The following is a 17,501-nucleotide window of genomic DNA, read 5'->3' on the forward strand; positions in this document are numbered from 1 at the left end:
AGACTAGGTAATCCAGCGTACGGACAGCTACCGGCCGATGGCCTAGTCTTGGATGCAAGGGTTTCTTCGGGAACACCTAAGATTATCTGGTTGTAGTAAATGAGTTGTTAATTGAGCTTTTCAAGTCCCCTCCGAATCTTGTAATGCTCAATAGACCGCCACCCGATGGATGGTCTGCAACCCGCCTTTCCTGGACCTGGGCCCGCTGGCCGCAGGCCTGTCCTCTGCTGCGTTCTGAAAGGAGCCACATGCCCAACCTCGCCAGAATCGCCTCCGCCTCCCCGGGCCGGCCTCCCTTCCGGTGGCTGCTCCTCCTCTGCCTGACCCTGGCGGGCGCCTCGCCCGTTCTGGCGGGGCCGGCCCCCACCTTGAAGTTCAAGGGGATGGCCCAGGCAACCCCCACGGGTTCCCTCACCCTCAACGGCCCGGCGGGCCTGGCCGTGGCGCCCAACGGCACGACCTTCATCGCCGACACCGCCAACGGGCGGATCATCAAGGTCGATCCCACGGGGGCCGCCTCCGTCCTGGGCGTCAGCGGCCTGGGCACCGCCCTGGCAGGTCCCACCGCCCTGGCCCTGGACGGCCCGGGCAACCTCTACATCGCCGACACCGGCAACGCACGGGTGGTGAAGGTCGCCACGAACGGGACCGCCACCGTCGTCGGCACGGGGTCCGTGACCCTCGCTTCGCCCCAGGGCGTGGCGGTGGACGCCTCCGGCAACCTCTTCATCGCCGACGCGGGCGCCAACGCCATCGTCGAAGTGACCACGGGCGGATCGGCCGCCGGCCTCGCCATCAACGTCTCTCCAGGGGCGCCGAACCTGGCTTCGCCCAAGGGCCTCGCCTTCGACGCCGCCGGGAAGCTCCACATCGCCGACGCGGGCAACAACCGCATCGTCGCCGTGGCCGCCGGCTCCACCACGGGTGGGGTGGTCGCCCCGACCTGGGCCGGGAGTCCCGCCTCCTTCTCCGGCCCCAGCGCCGTCGCCTTCGACCGGGTGGGCAACCTGTTCGTCGCCGACACGGGCAACAACCGGATCGTCGTGATGGATACCGCCCTCAACGCGCAGAACCTGAACACCGGCAACTGGGGCCTGCCCTCGGCCGCGCCCGCCGGCGTGGCGGTGGACATCTTCGGAACCGTCCACATCGCCGACACCGGGAACAGCCAGGTGGTGGAGGCGACGCTGCCCCTGACCACCAATTCCGCCGACTCCACCTACGGCAGCTCCTTCAACCGCACCGCCGTCAATTTCGGCCACGCGACCCTGGGCGCCGCCACGCCGGTCACCCTGACCCTCCCGGTCCAGACCATGGCCAGCCCCGCTTACGGATCACTCAAGGTCCTCACCGCCGGCGTCCAGAACCTCGACTTCACGCTCGGCGCCGGCACCACCATTGCCGCCGGCGTCCCCGGGTCCGCGGTCATCGAGGTCAAGTTCCTCCCCACGGCCTCCGGCCAGCGCACCGGCGCCGTCGTGCTCTACGACGACGCGACCCCCGCCAACATCATCATGACCATCCCCCTCGTGGGCTTCGCCGACGCCCCCGTGGCCGCCGTGTCCCCCAACGTGGGCACGGTCGTCGCCACCGGCGGCCTGCCCATGGCCAACCCCTACCAGGTGGCCCTGGACGGCGCGGGCAACCTCTACTGCGGCGTCTACAGCAGCAGCAGCGTCGTCCGCATCCCCGCGGGCGGCGGCAGCGCCGCGGCGGTGCCCCTGGGCACCCCCGGCGGCCTCGCCAACCTGAACATCACCGGCGTGGCCCTGGACGGGGCCGGCAACCTCTTCGTCGGCGACCACCAGCGCAGCCGCATCCTCGTGGTCACGCCCGACGGCGTGGTCTCGGTGCTGGCCATCAGCGGCCTTCCCACCGCCCTGGGCTTCCCCACCGCCCTCGCCTTCGACGGCGCCGGCAACCTCCTGATCGCGGACTTCACCAACGGGCGGATCCTCCGGGTGTCCAGCCTGAAGGTCACCGGCAGCACCGCCTCGGGCCTGGGCGCGGTGCTCGGCACCGGCGCCTTCACGTTCGCCGGCAGCACCGTCACCGGCATGACCGTGGACCCGTTCGGATCCTGCTACATCGCCGCCCGCACCCAGAACAGCAGCTCCATCGTCAAGGTCACGGCCGCGGGGGCCGCGTCCGCGCTGGCCCTGCCCGGCATCACCATCAGCAATCCCCAGGGCGTGTCCTCCGACGCCTTCGGCAACATCTACGTGGTGGACACAGGCAACAGCCGGATCGTCAAGGTCACCACCGCCGGCCTGGCTTCGGCCGTGGCCCTCTCCGGCCTGCCCGCGCCGGCGACCCTGGGCTCCCTGCTCTTCGGCGTCACCGCGGATCCCGCCGGCAACCTCTACATCCCCGACTGGACCAACGGCCGCATCGTCTACGCCAACGTCTCCGGCGGGGCGCTGTCCTTCGCCGCGACCAAGCAGGGCTTCACCTCCACCGACAGCCCGAAGACGGCCACGGTGGCGAACCTGGGCAACCAGGACCTGGCCTTCAGCGCCGACCCCACCTTCACGGGCGACTTCAGCGGCAACCCCGCCGGCACGAACCCCGTCACCTCCGCCACGGTCCTGGCTCCGGGCACCAGCGCCAACGTCTCGGTGATGTTCACGCCCCAGTCCGTGGGCAGCCTCAGCGCCGCCATCACCCTCACCGACAACTCCCTCAACGTGGCAGGCACCACCCAGGCGTTCGCCGCCACCGGCACCGGCACCAACCCGGGCGACACCACCAGCACCACCGTCACCCTCGCGCCCTCCTCCCTCACCAACGGCCAGGCCGTGACCCTCACCGCCACCCTGGCCGACACCACCGCCGGCCACACCGCCACCCTTCCCACCGGCACGGTGACCTTCACGGACACCGTGGGCGGCACCACCACCAGCCTCAACAACGGCGCCTCCGTCACCGTCAGCGCCGGCAAGGCCGTCCTCTCCGGCGTCGTCCTCACGGGGATCGGTTCGCACACCATCACCGCCTCCTACGCCGGCGTCACGGGCGCCTTCCTCGCCAGCTCGGGCACCTCGACCGTGGCCCTGGCCAAGGCCCCCGTGGCCCTGCTCGGACCCGCGACCACCCCCACCGCCACGCTGTTCGACACCGCCGCCCTCACCGCGACGGCCACCGGCCCCTACACGACCATCGCCCGTCCCACGGGCACCCTCGCCTGGTCCATCCTGAACGCCTCCAGCACCAGCGTGGCCTCCGGGACCGCGGCCCTGACGGCCGGCTCCACCTCGAGCTCCGCCGCCTGGAGCGTCTCCGCCGCGACCCTTGGCGTGGGCACCTACACCGTCAGCTTCACCTACGGCGGCGACGCCAACTACCTGCCCGTCGCCACCGCCGCCACCTACCCGCTGGTGATCGCCAAGGCGGCCCCCGCGGTGGCCCTGGCCTCCTCCGCCACTCCCTCCCTCGGCCTGGCGCCGGTCACCTTCACGGCCACCGCCACCGGCACGGGCGGCACGCCCACCGGCAGCGTCGGCTTCTATGACGGCGCGACCCTCCTGGGCACGGCCACCCTTGCTTCCGGCACCGCCTCCTACACCACCTCGGCCCTGGCGCCCGGCACCCATGCCGTCACCGCCGTCTACGCCGGCGACGGGAACTTCGCCGCCATCACCAGCGCCGCCCTGTCCCAGGTGGTCCAGCAGCTCGCCTCCACCGTGACCCTGACCCGCTCCAGCACCACGGGCTCGGATCCCTTCGGCGTCTCCGTGACCTTCACCGCCGCCGTCGCCAACGCCGGCGGCATCACCCCCACCGGCACGGTCACGTTCCTGGACGGCACCACGGCCCTGGCCACGGTGGCCCTCTCGGGCGGGACGGCCTCCTACGCCACGTCCGCCCTGGCCCTGGGCACCCACAGCATCACGGCCTCCTACGCCGGCGACGGCGCGAACACGGCCGGCGTCTCCTCCGCGGTGACCGAAACCACCACCACCCCCTCGGTCGTCATCCCCACGCCGCCGGCGCCCGTCACCGTCGCCGACGGCGGCACCGCCACCACCCAGCTCACCCTGGCCAGCATGGGCGCACTCGGCGCGCCGGTCACCCTGGCCGTCACCGGCCTGCCCGCGGGCGCCGCCTGCACCTTCGACCATCCCAGCTTCGCCGTCACCGGCACCCCCGTGGTCGTCACCGCCACCTTCACGACCACCCCCAGGCTCCAGATCATCGGCAGCGTCCGGGACCACCTGCCCCTGGGCGGCGTGGGCGCGGGCGCCCTGCTCCTGGGCGGCCTCTTCGCGGTGCCTTCCCGGCGCCGCAAGCGGGCGGGGCTCGTCCTGTCGGCCCTGGCGCTGCTCCTCGTGGGCGGCCTGACGGCCTGCGGCGGCGGCACCAGCTCCGCCAAGGGCATCACCACCGGCACGTCCGGCACCCCCGCGGGCTCCTACGCCGTCACGATCACCGCCAGCTCCCAGGGCGCGGTCCAGGCGACGTCCACCTTCACCCTGACCGTCAACTGAGCGAGGCACGCATGCATCGGGAATTCCTGCACCGACTCTTCACCGCGGCCGCCCTGCTCTGCGCCCTGCCGGCCCTGGCCCAGGCCCCCGCGCCGGAAGCGACGCTCGGCTACTCCGCCTTCCACGAGCGTCCTTCCTCGGGCCTCGACCAGCGGCTCAACGGTTTCTCCCTGGGCTTCCGGCACAGCTTCGACCGCACCTGGAGCCTGGAGGCGGCCTTCAACCGCCAGACCGGCACCGAAGGCGGCTCCGTGAGCATGCGCCAGCTGGGCCTCATGGCCGGGCCGCGCTACTCCCGCACCCTCGCCCCCCGCTGGCAGGCCTTCGCCCACGTCCTGGCCGGCTTCCAGCAACTGTCGGCCTGGGAGGGCGCCGCCTCCGACAAGAAGAACTCCCTGGCCCTCGCGCCGGGCGCGGGGGTGGACTTCGCCCTCAACCGCAACGTCTCGCTGCGGGCCCAGGAGGAGTTCGTGTTCACGCGGTTCGCGGGCAAGGGGCAGAACAACGTGGCCTTCTACCTGGGCGTGGTCCTCCGGAAATAGCTGAACGTCAACCGGGCAAGGCCCCCCGCCCGGGGGGCGTTGCCTATTTCAGGGCCTCGGCGAGTGCCCCGGCCTCCATGCCCACGATGAGGTCCCGCTCGCCGCCGGGCAGGTCCATGACGGCCCTCACGCCGGCGGCCTCCAGGGCCTTGGGGTCCAGGTCCGGGTCAGCCAGGCGCACCCGCAGGCGCGTTGCCGCCACCGGGTCCAGGGCGAGGATGTTCCCGCGGCCCTTGAGGGCCTCCAGGAGCCGCAGGGCCCGGCCTTCGGGGCGGGCGCCGCCCCTGAGGTGCAGCTCCATGTCGGTCTTCAGGTTCTCCGACAGGGGCCCGAAGATGGCCTGGACGCTCTTGCCCACGTGCACCACGCCCGAGGCGCCCAGGGCCTTGAGGGCGGCGTCGTCCACCCGGGCCGCGTCGCGCACCGCCACCCGCAGGCGGGTGATGCAGGCGTCGAGGCTGGCGATGTTCTCCCGCCCCCCGAAGGCCGCCACCAGGTCCCCGGCGCGCCCGCCGGCGCCGAGGCCGGCCCGGGCAGGGGCCGCCTCGTCCTCCCGGCCCGGCGTCCGGAGGTCGAAGCGCAGGATCACCCAGCGGAAGATCCCGTAGTAGGCCAGGCCGTACGCGGGGCCGAGCAGGAGCACCAGCCACCAGTTCTGGGCGAAACGGCCCAGCGCGTTGAACATGAGGAAGTCGATGCCGCCCTGGGAGAAGGTGAAGCCCATGTGCATGCCCAGGGTGTTGGCCACGAACTGGGTGGAGGCCGCCAGCACGGCGTGGACCAGGTACAGCGCCGGCGCCACGAACATGAAGGCGAACTCGATGGGTTCGGTGATGCCCGTGAGGAACGAGGTGAGCGCGGCCGACACCATGATGCCGCCCACCTTCACGCGGTTCTCGGGCCGGGCCGTGTGCCAGATGGCGATGGCCGCCCCGGGCAGGCCGAACATCTTGAAGAGGAAGGCGCCGGAAAGGATCCCGGCGGTGGGGTCGCCCGCGAAGAAGCGGTTGATGTCCCCGCTCACGGCCTTGCCCGCGGCGTCGGTGTAGGATCCCATCTCGAAGAAGAAGGGCACGTTCCAGATGTGGTGGAGGCCGAAGGGCAGCAGCAGCCGCTCCACGAGGCCATAGAGGGTGGCGGCGGTGCGGGGGCTGCCCACGGCGGCCCAGTGGGAGAGGCCGTTGATCCCGCCCTGCACCGGCGGCCAGATGACGGAGAGCAGGACGCCCAGGAGGATCGCCCCCAGGGCGGTGATGATGGGCACGAAGCGCTTGCCGCCGAAGAACCCCAGGTAGTCCGGCAGCGAGATGCGATAGAAGCGGTTGAACATGAAGGCCGCGAGGCCCCCCGCAAGGATGCCGCCGAAGACGCCGGTCTGCATGGAGGGGATGCCCATGACGGTCTTCGGGGGCACGTGGAAGAGGCCGGCCATGACGCCCAGGGTGGCCGTCATCACCAGGAAGCCGATGGCCGCGGCGACGGCGGAGACGCCGTCGTTGTCCGTGAAGCCCAGCGCCACGCCGATGGCGAAGATGAGCGGCAGGCTGCCGAAGATGACGTCGCCCGACTCCTTCATGATGATGGAGGCCGGGGCGGGGATGAAGGAGAAGTGGGCCGCGCCGATGCCCAGGAGCAGCCCCGCCACGGGCAGCACGGCAACGGGGAGCATCAGGGCCTTGCCGACCTTCTGGAGGAAACCGAACGGATTGAGGTTCATGGCGGACTCCGGTCAGTCGGCCATGGAGGCCAGGCGCGCCCGGACCTCCATCGCGGTGGGAAGGGTGAGCAGCTCCCGTGCCAGGGCCTCGCACTCGGTGCGGGCCAGCCGCGAGAGCCGGCACTTGACGGCCCCGATGGAGGGGACGTCGACGCTCAGCTCGTCGACCCCCAGACCCAGGAGGGCGGGCAGGGCGAGCAGGTCGGAGGCGAGTCCGCCGCAGACGCCCACCCACTTGCCGTGGCGGTGCGCGGCCTCCACGGTGAGGGCGATGAGCCGGAGCACCGCGGGGTGCAGGGCGTCGGCCTGCCGCGCCAGCCTGGGGTGGCCGCGGTCCATGGCCAGGCAGTACTGGGTGAGGTCGTTGGTGCCGATGGAGAAGAAGTCCACCTCCCGGGCCAGGGCGTCGGCGATGAGCGCGGCGGAGGGAACCTCGATCATCACGCCCACCTTCACGGCGGGGTACTGGGTCCCCGCCTCCTCCGCGAGGATGGCCTTGGCGGCGCGCAGCTCCTCCAGGGTGGCCACCATGGGGAACATGATGTGGAGGTCGCCCAGGTGCGCCGCCCGCAGCAGGGACCGCAGCTGGGCGCGGAAGAGCCCGGGCCGGTCCAGGCTCACGCGGATGCCGCGCAGGCCCAGGAAGGGGTTGTCCTCCCGGGGCAGGGGCTGGTAGGCCAGGGGCTTGTCCCCGCCCACGTCCAGGGTGCGCACCACGAGCCTGCGGCCCGGGCCCAGGGCCGCCGCGCAGGCGCCGTACTCCTCGGCCTGGGCGTCCTCGGTCGGAGCTTCGGGCCGGTCGTGGAAGAGGAACTCGCTGCGCAGGAGGCCCACCGCCTGGGCCCCCGCGGCCACGGCCTCCCGGGCGTCGGCGGCGTTGCGGATGTTGGCGGCGACCTCCACCGGGAAGCCGTCGGCGGTGACGGCCGGTTTCTGCGCCGCCTCGCGCTCCAGGGCCCGCTGGGAGGCCTGGCGGTCGATGCGGGCCAGGGCCTGCACCAGGTCGGCCTCGCCCGGGTCCGGGCGCAGGACCCCCAGGGTGCCGTCCAGCACCGCCAGGGTGCCGCCGGCCAGGTCCAGGACGGCCTCGTCGATGCCGCAGACGGCCGGGATCCCCAGGGACCGCGCCAGGATCGCCACGTGGCCCGTGGGCCCGCCGGTGGTGGTGCACAGGCCCAGCACCCTCGTGCGGTCCAGCTGGGCCGCCTCGGAGGGCGAGAGCTCCTCCGCCACGAGGATGGTGTCCTCCGGCGCCTCCAGCCGGCCCGGGCCGGCGCCGGCGAGCAGGGCCAGCACCCGGCGACCCACGTCCCGGATGTCGCCGGCCCGCTCCCGCAGCAGGGGCGAGTCCAGGCCCGCCAGGAGCGTCGCGTGGCGGGTGAAGGCGGCGCGCCATGCGAAGGCCGCGCTCCGGCCGGCGGCGATGCCCTCGAGGGCAAGGTCCGCCAGGTCGGGGTCCGCCAGGAGCTCCCGGTGGGCCGACAGGATCTCCCGGCGGGGCGAGCCCGGGGCCGCGCCGGCGACGATGGCGTCCAGCGCGAGTCCCGCCTCCCCCAGGGCGGCCTCCAGGCGGGAGCGCTCCAGGGCTGGGCCCCGGCCCTCCTCGGCCACCGGAGGCGGCTCCGGCCGGTATTGGAAGATGCGCCCCACCGCGAAGCCCGGCGAGGCCGGCACCCCTGCCAGTTCTCCCGAGCCCGCCGAGGCCCGCGGCGCCGCCGCGGGGCTCTCCACGGAAGCGTCGCCGCAGCCCGCGGCCAGGAGCGCGGCCAGGGCCGCCGCGGCTTCGGCGGCGCCTGCCCCGGTGGCGCGCACGCGCAGGGCGTCCCCGCCCTTGGCGCCCAGGCCCAGGATGGCCACCACGGACTTGGCGTTCACCTCCGTGCCGCCCTTCACGAGCCGGACGGCGGCCCCGAAGCGCTTGGCCTCGGCCGCGAGGAGCGCTGCGGGGCGGGCGTGCAGCCCCGCGGGGTTGGGCAGGACGACCGCATCCGATTCCACCGTGACCCCCGCGTTCCCCGCGGCGCCGTCCTGCTGCTCCCGCAGGGTGAGCGCGAAGGCCAGGTCCCGCCCGGCCACCACCAGGCCCGAGGCCGGACGCAGGGAGGCCACCCGGGCGCCGTCCGGGATGACCATCAGGGTGAGGAGGCTCCGGGCCCTGCGGCCCACCAGGGCCGCGTCGAAGGCGACGAGGGGCTGGCCCGCGGCCACCCGGTCCCCCATGCGCACCTTGGCCTGGAAGCCCTCGCCCTTGAGTTCCACCGTGTCGAGCCCGATGTGCAGGAGCACCTCCACCCCCGAGGCGGAGGTGATGGCCAGGGCGTGGTGGGCGGCGTGCAGCTGGGTGACGGTGCCCGCCAGCGGGGCCACCAGGACGGAGGAGGTGGGGTCGATGGCGATCCCGTCCCCCACCAGCCTCCCGGCGAAGACGGGATCGGGCACCTCGTCCAGGGGGACCAGGATGCCAGAAAGGGGAGCGCGCAGCTCCAGTTGGACGGCCGCGGGCGTGGATACGACCATGGGGACTCCTTCCGGGGATTGTGCCGTCAGTGTGGCACCTCGGCCCGGGAATAGGAAAAAACAATTAATAGTGGGCGATCGGCCGACTCAGGCCTGCGGCATCAGCCAGTGTCCCCGCGTGGCCGCCACGGGCCGCTGGGGGTCCTCCTGCCAGAGGTTGGCCTGGACCAGGGAGACGCGGTTGCCCAGGCGGATCGTGATGCCCTGCCCGTAGGTGTCCACCGGACGGGCCGGCCGCAGGTAGTCGATGGAGAAGTCCACCGCCTTGGGAATGGCCGGGGTCATGGGCGCGTTGGTGGCGACCAGGTGCATGAACATCACCGTCTCCGCGAAGCCCGCGAGCACGCCGCCGTGGATGGCCGGCAGCCGGGGGTTGCCGATGAGCTCGCCGCGGTAGGGCAGGCGGAGGATGGGGCCGGCCTCCACCTGGGGGTGCATCACCACCCCCAGGAAGTCCACGTAGGGCGACCGGCCTTCGGGGATGGCGGGGTGGGTGGCCTGGGACGCGGCCTCGTGGGCCTCGGGCGACACCTGGTGCAGGGCGGGGTCCGGAATGAGCGCCTTGCGCGGCCCGCTCCCGGAGGTTCCCGCCGTGCGCATGAAGGTGGCGTTCACCAGCGCGATCACCTCGCCGCTGCCCGGCTGCCGGACCTCCCCGGTCACGAAGGCCACGCTGCGGGACACCCGGTGGCAGTGCGCGTGGGCCGTGAGGTCCCCGCCCGCGTCCGCGGAGCGCAGGTAGTCCATGCGCAGGTCCAGCGTCGCGAAGTTCCCGGCCTCGCCGATGGCCGCCCCCACCGCGAACCCGCACGCCGTGTCCGCCAGCGCGCAGATGCACCCCGTGTGGATGCGGTTGCGCGTCACGTCTCCGCTCCATTCGGGCCGGACCGGCTGGTGGAGGGTCACGCCGTCCGCGTCCACGCCGGCGATGGTCATGCCCGCCATGCGGGAGTAGGGGATGATGGCCATGCGCTGGTCGAACCGCTGGCGGAGGTCGGGGGCGGGGCTTGGGGGCTTCGTCATCAGAAACATTCTAGGCTGGCTTCCGCGGCAGGACTGATTTCTTCATCGCAGGAACGCCCATGACCGGGCGTATCCCCTCAGCCACCCCCATCCATCCGAAAGTGCTGATCCGCAAAAAGTGCATTGACCCAAGTGCTCTCCATGCAGGGGTGGCGGGAATCCTGAAGATTCCAACGGTTCGTGATGGCCTCCGGCCCGGCGCCCTACCTCGAAGCCGCGGTGATGGCCAGGCCGTCGCCGTCGCGCGTCACCATGGCCGTCCCGCCGTCCTTCAGCGCCCCGAACAGGATCTCGTTGGCCAGCGGCTTCTTCAGGTGCTCCTCCACCACCCGCGCCATGGGGCGGGCGCCGAAGGCGGGGTCGTAGCCCTTCTCGGCCAGCCACTCCCTGGCGGGCTTCGCGACCTCCAGCACCACGTTCTTCTCGTCCAGGAGCGCCTGCAGCTCCTTCAGGTTCTTGTCCACCACCTTGAGGATCTCGGGCCTGCCCAGGGGGCCGAAGGTCACGATGGCGTCCAGGCGGTTGCGGAACTCGGGGCTGAAGGCCTTTTCCAGCGCCCCCCGGGCGCTGCCGCCGGTGCCGGCGTCGGCGAAGCCCACCTTGCGCTGGCTGAGGTTCCTCGCGCCGGCGTTGGTGGTCATGATCAGGGCGGCGTGGCGGAAGTCGGCCTTGCGGCCGTGGTTGTCGGTGAGGGTGGCGTGGTCCATGACCTGGAGGAGGATGGCGTAGATGTCGGGGTGGGCCTTCTCGATCTCGTCCAGGAGGACCACCGCGTGGGGGTTCCTGCGCACGGCGTCCACCAGGAGGCCGCCGTCCTCGAAGCCCACGTAGCCGGGAGGGGCGCCGATGAGGCGGCTCACGGCGTGCTTCTCCATGTACTCGGACATGTCGAAGCGGATGAACTCCACGTCCAGGATCTTCGCCAGCTGCCGGGCCAGCTCGGTCTTGCCCACGCCGGTGGGGCCCGCGAAGAGGAACGAGCCCACGGGACGCTCGAAGCCGCGCAGGCCGGAACGGGAGAGGCGGATGGCGCCGCACACCTTGGCGATGGCCTCGTCCTGGCCGAAGAGCACGGCCTTGAGGCCGTCCTCGAGGCCGGCGAGCTTCTCGCGGTCGTCGGCGTTCACCGCCTGCAGGGGCATGCGCGCCATGCGGGCCACGACGGTCTCCACGTCGGCCTCGGTGACGGTCTTGCGGCGCCTGCGGCCGGGGAGGAGCTTCAGGGCCGCGCCGGCCTCGTCCAGCACGTCGATGGCCTTGTCGGGCAGGGCCAGGTCCCGCAGGTAGCGGCTGGAGAGGCGCACGGCGGCCTCCAGCGCGGCGTCGGCGTACTTCACGCCGTGGTGCTCTTCGTACTTCGGGCGCAGTCCCTTGAGGATGGCCACGCTGTCGGCCTCCGTGGGCTCGTTGATCTCCACCTTCTGGAAGCGCCGCGACAGGGGGCGGTCCCGGTCCAGGGAGCTCTTGGCCTCCTGGAAAGTGGTGGCGCCGATGCAGCGCAGCTCGCCGCTGGCCAGCACCGGCTTGAGGAGGTTGGAGGCGTCCATGGCGCCGCCGCTCACCGCGCCCGCGCCCACCAGGGTGTGGATCTCGTCGATGAAGAGCAGGCTCCCGGGATGGGCCGCCAGGGCCGCCAGCACGGCCTTCACGCGCTCCTCGAAGTCGCCCCGGTAGCGGGTGCCGGCCAGGAGCGAGCCCATGTCCAGCGAGAAGAACCGCGCGCCCTTGAGGGCGTCGGGCACCTTGCCCTCGTGGATGCGCAGGGCCAGTCCCTCGGCCACGGCCGTCTTGCCCACGCCGGCCTCGCCCACGAGCAGCGGGTTGTTCTTCCTGCGGCGGCTCAGCACGTGGATGATGCGGTCCATCTCCTCGTCGCGTCCGATGAGGGGATCGATCCGTCCCTCCGCCGCGCGCGCCACCAGGTCGGTGGCGTAGGCCTTGAGGGGATCCTTGGCCGGGGCCTCCTCCTCGGCCTCGGGACTTTCCGCCGGGGCGGTGCCTGAGCCGGCCTTGGCGCCGCCGTGGGAGAGGTGCTTCAGGAGGGGCAGGCGGTTGATGCCCTGGCGCTTCAGGAGGTAGGCGGCCTGGGACTCCTTCTCGGCCAGGAGGGCCACCAGCACCGCCCCGCTGTCCACGGTGGAGCGCTCCGAGGAGATGGTGTGGAGGATGGCCTGTTCCATGACGCGGTTGAAGCCCATGGTGGGGATCGGGTTGAAGGCGGCCCCCGGCGGGAGGACCTCGAGGTTCGCCTCCAGCCAAACGCGCAGCTCCGTCCCCAGCTTCGAGGCGTCCCCGCCGCAGGCGGCCACGGCGGCCGCCACCTGGGGGTCCGCCTGGAGGGCCAGGAGCAGGTGCTCCAGGGTCAAGTATTCGTGCCGGGCCTCCCGGGCGGAGGCAAAGGCCGCCTGGATGCAGCGGTTCAACGCGGGGGCGATCGTCGGGGTGGGCACGGCCATGTCAGGCCTCCGGTTCGAGGGTGCACAGCAGCGGGAACTCCTTCTCCTCGGCCAGGGCGCGCACCTGGGCCACCTTCGTGTCGGCCACGTCGAAGGGATACACGCCCGCCACGCCCGTGCCCCGGCGGTGGACGTCCAGCATGATGCGCACCGCCTCGGCCTCCGGCTTGCGGAAGACCGTCTCCAGGATCATCACCACGAATTCCCGGGTGGTGAAGTCGTCGTTGTGGAGGATGACCTTCCACAGCACCGGGGGGGTGAGCTTGAGGCGCGTGCGGGGGGCGGTGCGGGTGCCCGCACCGCCTTGGCTGTCCCTGGAATCGTCTGAGAAAGGTTTGGCCATGTCGCGGAGGTTTCCCAGGACCATTCTAGGGCATAACCCGCTCGCTGTCCCAGGAACCCCGCGGCTGGGCGTGGAGCTCCCAGAAGCACGCGGCGACGGCCTCCGGGCTCAGCTCCGTCCCCGCCCGCACGAAGCCGCGAACCGTCACGATGGCCGCGTGGATGCCCTCGGGCTCCAGCTCCTCGGCGAAGCTGAGGGCCAGGCTGCGCAGGGCGGCCTTGCCCAGGGACCCCGAGGCAAGGCCCCGCTGGGGCTTGAGGCCGATGCCGCCGCCGGTGAAGAGCAGGGTTCCCTCGCCCTCGGCCCGCATGGAGGGCAGGGCCCACCGTGCCCCGGCCAGGGCCGCGGCCACGTTCACCCGGAGGTCGGCCAGGGCCTGTTCGGGCGTCAGTTCCGCCGCAGGTCCCGCGGCGCCCGCGGAGGCGTTGTACAGGAGCACCCGGGGGAAGCCCCCCCAGGCCTCGATGGCGGCCGTGGGGACGCCTCCGGCCAGGTCCGCGCCCAGGACGAGGCCCCCGTCCAGGGCCTTCCCGAAACCCTCCAGGTCGTCGCCGGGCCGGGCCACCATGGCCACCCGGAAGCCCTCCCGCCGGAAGCGGAGGGCGGCGGCGAGGCCGATGCCCGGCCCGGCCCCAAGGATCACTGCCAGTGGATTCGCCATGGCTCCATCCTACCGGATGATGGGGGTCACAACGCCCCGGGGCCGCCGGAGGGCCGTTGTACACTTGCCGCGAAGCCATGAACGCAACGACACCGGAGGTCCCGATGCCCATCACCCGTCTCGAACAGATGCTCGAAGCCGTCAAGTCCAGGCCCCGCAGGCGCCTGGTGGCGGCCTACGCCAACGACGCCCACACCATCGAGGCGGTGCACGACGCGGTGGAGCGCGGCATCGTCGAGGCCACGCTGGTGGGCGACGAGGCCGTGATGCGCCAGGTGTGCGCCGACCACGGCTTCGACCCCGCCCGGTTCACCTTCGTGCACGAGCCCGTGGACACCCGGGCCGCCGCCAAGGCCGTGGCCCTGGTGAAGAGCGCCGGCGGCCAGATCCTCATGAAGGGCCTGGTGAGCACGGACAAGTACATGCGCGCGATCCTCAACAAGGAGACGGGCCTCATGGATTCCGGCGCCATCCTCTCCCACGTCTCGGTCATCGAGTACGCGAGCTACCCCAAGCTCATCGTCTGCGGCGACGTGGCCGTTCTGCCCTATCCGGACCTCCGGGAGAAGGTGGCCATCACGAACTACGTCATCGGCGTGGCCCAGGCCCTGGGCATCGCCAGGCCCAAGGTGGCCCTCATCGCCGCCTCCGAGCAGGTGCTGCCCAAGGTGCAGGCCACCATGGACGCGGCGGTCATCGCCAAGATGGCGGAGCGGGGGCAGATCAAGGGCGCCTTCGTGGACGGCCCCATGGCCCTGGACGTGGCCGTGGACGCGGAGTCCGCCGCCACCAAGGGCATCGCCGGGGACGTGGCCGGGGACGCGGACTGCCTGGTGTTCCCCAACATCGACGCCGGCAACGTGTTCTACAAGACCAGCAGCAAGCTCGCCGGGTGCGAACTGGCGGCCATGGTGGCGGGGGCCCAGGCGCCCTGCATCCTCAGCTCCCGGGGCGACAGCGTCCTGACCAAGCTCTACTCCATCACCCTGGCGGCGCTCACCGCCAAGTGACCCTTCCCCCGCGGGGCCGGCAGCACAATCCCCCCTCAGGAGCCGCCGGCCCCGAAACTCAGATCCACCAGGGTCCCGTCCACCGCCGCATGAACCAGCAGGCGATGGAGCCGGACCCAGGTATCCCCGAACCGGGCATCCGCCAGCCAGCCGATCGAATCATCGATCTCCTGGGGCAGTTGCAGGTTGGGAATGCCACGGGTGATTTCGAACCCCTCCTTCACGAGAACGGTCAGGAAGTCCTGCTGGAACGGAGGAGCGATGCCCTGGAGCAACGTCTCCAGGCCCAGCACGTTCATCGTGGTTCCATCGGACACGGCCACCTCCCGCCACGCGGGTCCCGTCTCGACCGGGGATATCAAGATAGGGTGATCCCCGGAATTAGCAACCTGCTGGCGGAAGCTTAATCCCGGGGCAAGAACTATCAATATTTAATTTGAGCCGAACAAGATATGCCTATTTTTTGGGCAAATATTAATTCATTGAATTGGAGGCGGCGCATGCATGCCGAAGGGGGATTTTAGGCTCGCCCGGTATAAGTTTTCGCGGTTTCCTTCCCGGCCAGGACCCGGAGGGCCCCCTTGGCAAGGGCGGCCATTTCATTTTCTCCGGGGTAGACGGTGACACCGCAACCCAGGGCCGCGATGGCCTTGCGGATGTAGTCCACGGTGGGCCGGCAGCGGGCCATGCCGCCGGTGAGGAGCACCCGGTCCACGGGCTGGCCCTTGAACGCCGGCAGGAGGGAGGTGATCCACTTGGCGATCTGGTAGGCCATGGCGTCCATCACCAGCACCACCTCGGCCTCCCCGGCCAGGTAGCGGGCCTCCAGGGCCCTCAGGTCGGCGGTGCCCAGGAGGTCGATGAGGCCGCCCCGGCCCTTGTTGAGGCGCTTGAGCTCGTCCCGGGTGAGCTCTCCGGAGAAGCACAGGTCGATGAGCTGGCCCACGGGCAGGGACCCCGAGCGCTGGGGGGTGAAGGGGCCCTCCCCGTCCAGGGCGTTGTTCACGTCCACATAGCGGCCCTTGCAGTGGGCGCCCACGGAAATGCCGCCGCCCAGGTGGGCCACGACGACGTTGATGCGCTCGTAGAAGGTCTCCTGCTCCTCCGCATAGCGGCGGGCCGTGGCGATCTGGTTCAGGGCGTGGCTGATGACGACCCGGCGGATGCGCTTGACGCCGGTGATCCGGGCGACCTCGTCCACTTCGTCCACCACCACGGGGTCCACGATGAAGGCGGGCCGGGCGGAGCCGGCCACCAGCTCCCGGGCGATGAGGCCGCCGAGGTTGGAGGCGTGGTCGCCCTGGACGCCGTCCAGGAGGTCCCGGGCCATGGCCTCGTTGACGGTGAAGGTGCCGTGGGACATGGGCCACAGGAGCCCGCCCCGGCCCGCCACGGCGTCCAGGCCGTCCACCGTCAGGCCGCTGTCGGCCAGGAACTTCAGGATGGCCTCCTTGCGGAAGGCGAACTGGGCCGTGATGCTCATGCCGTCGAAGGGCGCCAGCTCCTCGGCGGTATGCTGCAGCTCCTGGGTGAAGCGCTCCGTGTCCCCCTCGAAGAAGGCGATCTTGGTGGAGGTGGAGCCGGGGTTGATGGCCAGCACCCGGTAGCGGCGGAAGAAGGTGTCCTTCGGCGTCTCGTCCCAGACGCCGTACTTGAGCATGCGCAGCACGGAGGCCTTGACCGCGAGGCGGATGTCCTCGGGCGTGCAGTCCATGGCCAGGTCCACGCCCTTGAAGCGCAGGCCGAAGAGGACGGGGAACTTCTTGGCGTCGGGAAAGCGGGTGGCGTAGAGGTGGTAGAGCAGGTTGCCCATGTCGAGGTTGGGGCAGATGATCACGTTGGCCGAGCCCGGCCATTTCACGTCCTTGCCGCCCTGGTAGTAGGTGGCCGAACGCTGGGAGAGGGCCACGCTCACCTTCACCTCGCCCTCGATCCGGATGGACCGGTAGCGCTCGCCGCGCTGGACCCGCTGCTCCAGCAGGGCCGGCACCAGGGCGGTGGCCTGGCGCACCAGGTCGGGGCCGGGGCCCTCGTCGGAGCCGCGGTTGGAGTAGGAGACGATGGCGCCGTGGATCACGGGGAGCACGGACTCGGGGATGAGGTCGCGGGCGATGGCGCAGGTGCCCACGGCCGCGGCCGCCAGGGCCTCGGGGGTCATGACGGCGTTGACGCCCACGTCCCCGAACACGACGATATTCTCGTTCATGATGTCCCTGGGATGCTCGTCGGGAAGGACGAAGATCCCCGCCTCGCAGCAGTGCTCCTGGGCCCGGAGCGCCTTGAGCATGGGCCGGAAGAACTGCTTCTCCCCGGTGGCCACGCCCCCCACCACGGTGTCCGCGTGGCCCTGGGCCACGGCGCAGATGCCGAAGTTCACGGGCACCGAGGCCCAGCACATGGCGTCGAAGAGGTTCACCTCCCGGCCCTCGGCGCGCTGCTCCTCCTGGTGGAGCCGCGCGAACTCCCCGACCAGGTCGGGGCGCTTGCCGATGTCCACGAAGGCGCTCTCGGAGAGGGCGAACGCCACCCGGGTGGGATCCAGGTGCGCCAGGTCCTTCGCGATGACCTCCCGCACCTCGCCCTCGGTGGCCAGGAACACGGGCCGGGCGAAGCGGGTGAGGTTGCAGGCCGCCTCGATGATCCGCGGATCCAGGGCCTCGGGGAAGATCACGGCCGGCCGCGTCCGGCCCTCGGCGAGGATCTGCTGGTCCATGGACCCTTCGATGTCGAACATGCGAGCCTCCG

General features: G+C 71.5%; 11 protein-coding genes. 3 read left to right on the forward strand and 8 right to left on the reverse strand.

The annotated features are described in order from the left end of the window. Window positions 1-248 precede the first annotated feature (248 nt). Together ACZ5MC_RS06535 and ACZ5MC_RS06540 are read left to right on the forward strand one after the other, a co-directional pair. Window positions 249-4,487 carry an Ig-like domain repeat protein gene (locus ACZ5MC_RS06535; protein ID WP_464517342.1) on the forward strand — a complete coding sequence of 1,413 codons (4,239 nt, stop codon included), beginning with the start codon at window positions 249-251 and terminating at the stop codon, window positions 4,485-4,487. An 11-nt stretch (window positions 4,488-4,498) separates the two neighbouring features. Beyond that, the gene (locus tag ACZ5MC_RS06540) at window positions 4,499-5,029 is read left to right on the forward strand and encodes an outer membrane protein (RefSeq protein ID WP_306599516.1); all 531 of its coding nucleotides are present in this window, start codon (window positions 4,499-4,501) and stop codon (window positions 5,027-5,029) included. Between the two features lie 43 nt (window positions 5,030-5,072). On the opposite strand, the gene ptsG is transcribed toward ACZ5MC_RS06540, so the two are convergent. The 6 genes from ptsG to ACZ5MC_RS06570 form a co-directional block, all read right to left on the reverse strand. Then, complete coding sequence (ptsG, locus tag ACZ5MC_RS06545) at window positions 5,073-6,746, reverse strand: PTS glucose transporter subunit IIBC (protein ID WP_464517343.1); 1,674 nt, start codon at window positions 6,744-6,746, stop codon at window positions 5,073-5,075. 12 nt (window positions 6,747-6,758) lie between these two features. Continuing rightward, entirely contained in the window at window positions 6,759-9,263 is a 2,505-nt protein-coding gene (gene ptsP, locus ACZ5MC_RS06550) for a phosphoenolpyruvate--protein phosphotransferase (RefSeq protein WP_464517344.1), read from the reverse strand. A gap of 87 nt (window positions 9,264-9,350) precedes the next feature. Next, on the reverse strand, window positions 9,351-10,286 hold the full coding sequence (locus ACZ5MC_RS06555) for a PaaI family thioesterase (protein ID WP_306599519.1): 936 nt from the start codon (window positions 10,284-10,286) through the stop codon (window positions 9,351-9,353). A 203-nt stretch (window positions 10,287-10,489) separates the two neighbouring features. Further along, entirely contained in the window at window positions 10,490-12,742 is a 2,253-nt protein-coding gene (clpA, locus tag ACZ5MC_RS06560) for an ATP-dependent Clp protease ATP-binding subunit ClpA (RefSeq protein ID WP_464517345.1), read from the reverse strand. A gap of 1 nt (window position 12,743) precedes the next feature. Then, window positions 12,744-13,085 carry an ATP-dependent Clp protease adaptor ClpS gene (locus tag ACZ5MC_RS06565; RefSeq protein WP_306599521.1) on the reverse strand — a complete coding sequence of 114 codons (342 nt, stop codon included), beginning with the start codon at window positions 13,083-13,085 and terminating at the stop codon, window positions 12,744-12,746. A gap of 25 nt (window positions 13,086-13,110) precedes the next feature. Beyond that, window positions 13,111-13,746 carry an SDR family NAD(P)-dependent oxidoreductase gene (locus tag ACZ5MC_RS06570; protein ID WP_464517346.1) on the reverse strand — a complete coding sequence of 212 codons (636 nt, stop codon included), beginning with the start codon at window positions 13,744-13,746 and terminating at the stop codon, window positions 13,111-13,113. A gap of 104 nt (window positions 13,747-13,850) precedes the next feature. Between ACZ5MC_RS06570 and ACZ5MC_RS06575 the strand changes: the two genes are divergently transcribed. Beyond that, the gene (locus ACZ5MC_RS06575) at window positions 13,851-14,756 is read left to right on the forward strand and encodes a phosphate acyltransferase (RefSeq protein WP_306599523.1); all 906 of its coding nucleotides are present in this window, start codon (window positions 13,851-13,853) and stop codon (window positions 14,754-14,756) included. A gap of 35 nt (window positions 14,757-14,791) precedes the next feature. Here ACZ5MC_RS06575 and ACZ5MC_RS06580 read toward each other — a convergent pair whose 3' ends face one another. After that, window positions 14,792-15,055 carry a hypothetical protein gene (locus ACZ5MC_RS06580; RefSeq protein WP_464517347.1) on the reverse strand — a complete coding sequence of 88 codons (264 nt, stop codon included), beginning with the start codon at window positions 15,053-15,055 and terminating at the stop codon, window positions 14,792-14,794. A gap of 221 nt (window positions 15,056-15,276) precedes the next feature. Next, window positions 15,277-17,490 carry a butyrate kinase gene (gene buk, locus ACZ5MC_RS06585; RefSeq protein ID WP_306599525.1) on the reverse strand — a complete coding sequence of 738 codons (2,214 nt, stop codon included), beginning with the start codon at window positions 17,488-17,490 and terminating at the stop codon, window positions 15,277-15,279. Between the last annotated feature and the right edge of the window lie 11 nt (window positions 17,491-17,501).

It is taken from the genome of Mesoterricola sp. JemC181, from assembly GCF_055384585.1.

Excerpts from the sequence above, each read along its gene's own strand:
- ACZ5MC_RS06535 (WP_464517342.1), top strand. The coding sequence starts at position 249 with ATGCCCAACCTCGCCAGAATCGCCTCCGCCTCCCCGGGCCGGCCTCCC.
- buk (WP_306599525.1), bottom strand. The coding sequence starts at position 17,490 with ATGTTCGACATCGAAGGGTCCATGGACCAGCAGATCCTCGCCGAGGGC.
- ptsG (WP_464517343.1), bottom strand. The coding sequence starts at position 6,746 with ATGAACCTCAATCCGTTCGGTTTCCTCCAGAAGGTCGGCAAGGCCCTG.
- ACZ5MC_RS06575 (WP_306599523.1), top strand. The coding sequence starts at position 13,851 with ATGCCCATCACCCGTCTCGAACAGATGCTCGAAGCCGTCAAGTCCAGG.
- ptsP (WP_464517344.1), bottom strand. The coding sequence starts at position 9,263 with ATGGTCGTATCCACGCCCGCGGCCGTCCAACTGGAGCTGCGCGCTCCC.
- ACZ5MC_RS06565 (WP_306599521.1), bottom strand. The coding sequence starts at position 13,085 with ATGGCCAAACCTTTCTCAGACGATTCCAGGGACAGCCAAGGCGGTGCG.
- ACZ5MC_RS06570 (WP_464517346.1), bottom strand. The coding sequence starts at position 13,746 with ATGGCGAATCCACTGGCAGTGATCCTTGGGGCCGGGCCGGGCATCGGC.
- ACZ5MC_RS06540 (WP_306599516.1), top strand. The coding sequence starts at position 4,499 with ATGCATCGGGAATTCCTGCACCGACTCTTCACCGCGGCCGCCCTGCTC.
- clpA (WP_464517345.1), bottom strand. The coding sequence starts at position 12,742 with ATGGCCGTGCCCACCCCGACGATCGCCCCCGCGTTGAACCGCTGCATC.
- ACZ5MC_RS06580 (WP_464517347.1), bottom strand. The coding sequence starts at position 15,055 with ATGAACGTGCTGGGCCTGGAGACGTTGCTCCAGGGCATCGCTCCTCCG.
- ACZ5MC_RS06555 (WP_306599519.1), bottom strand. The coding sequence starts at position 10,286 with ATGACGAAGCCCCCAAGCCCCGCCCCCGACCTCCGCCAGCGGTTCGAC.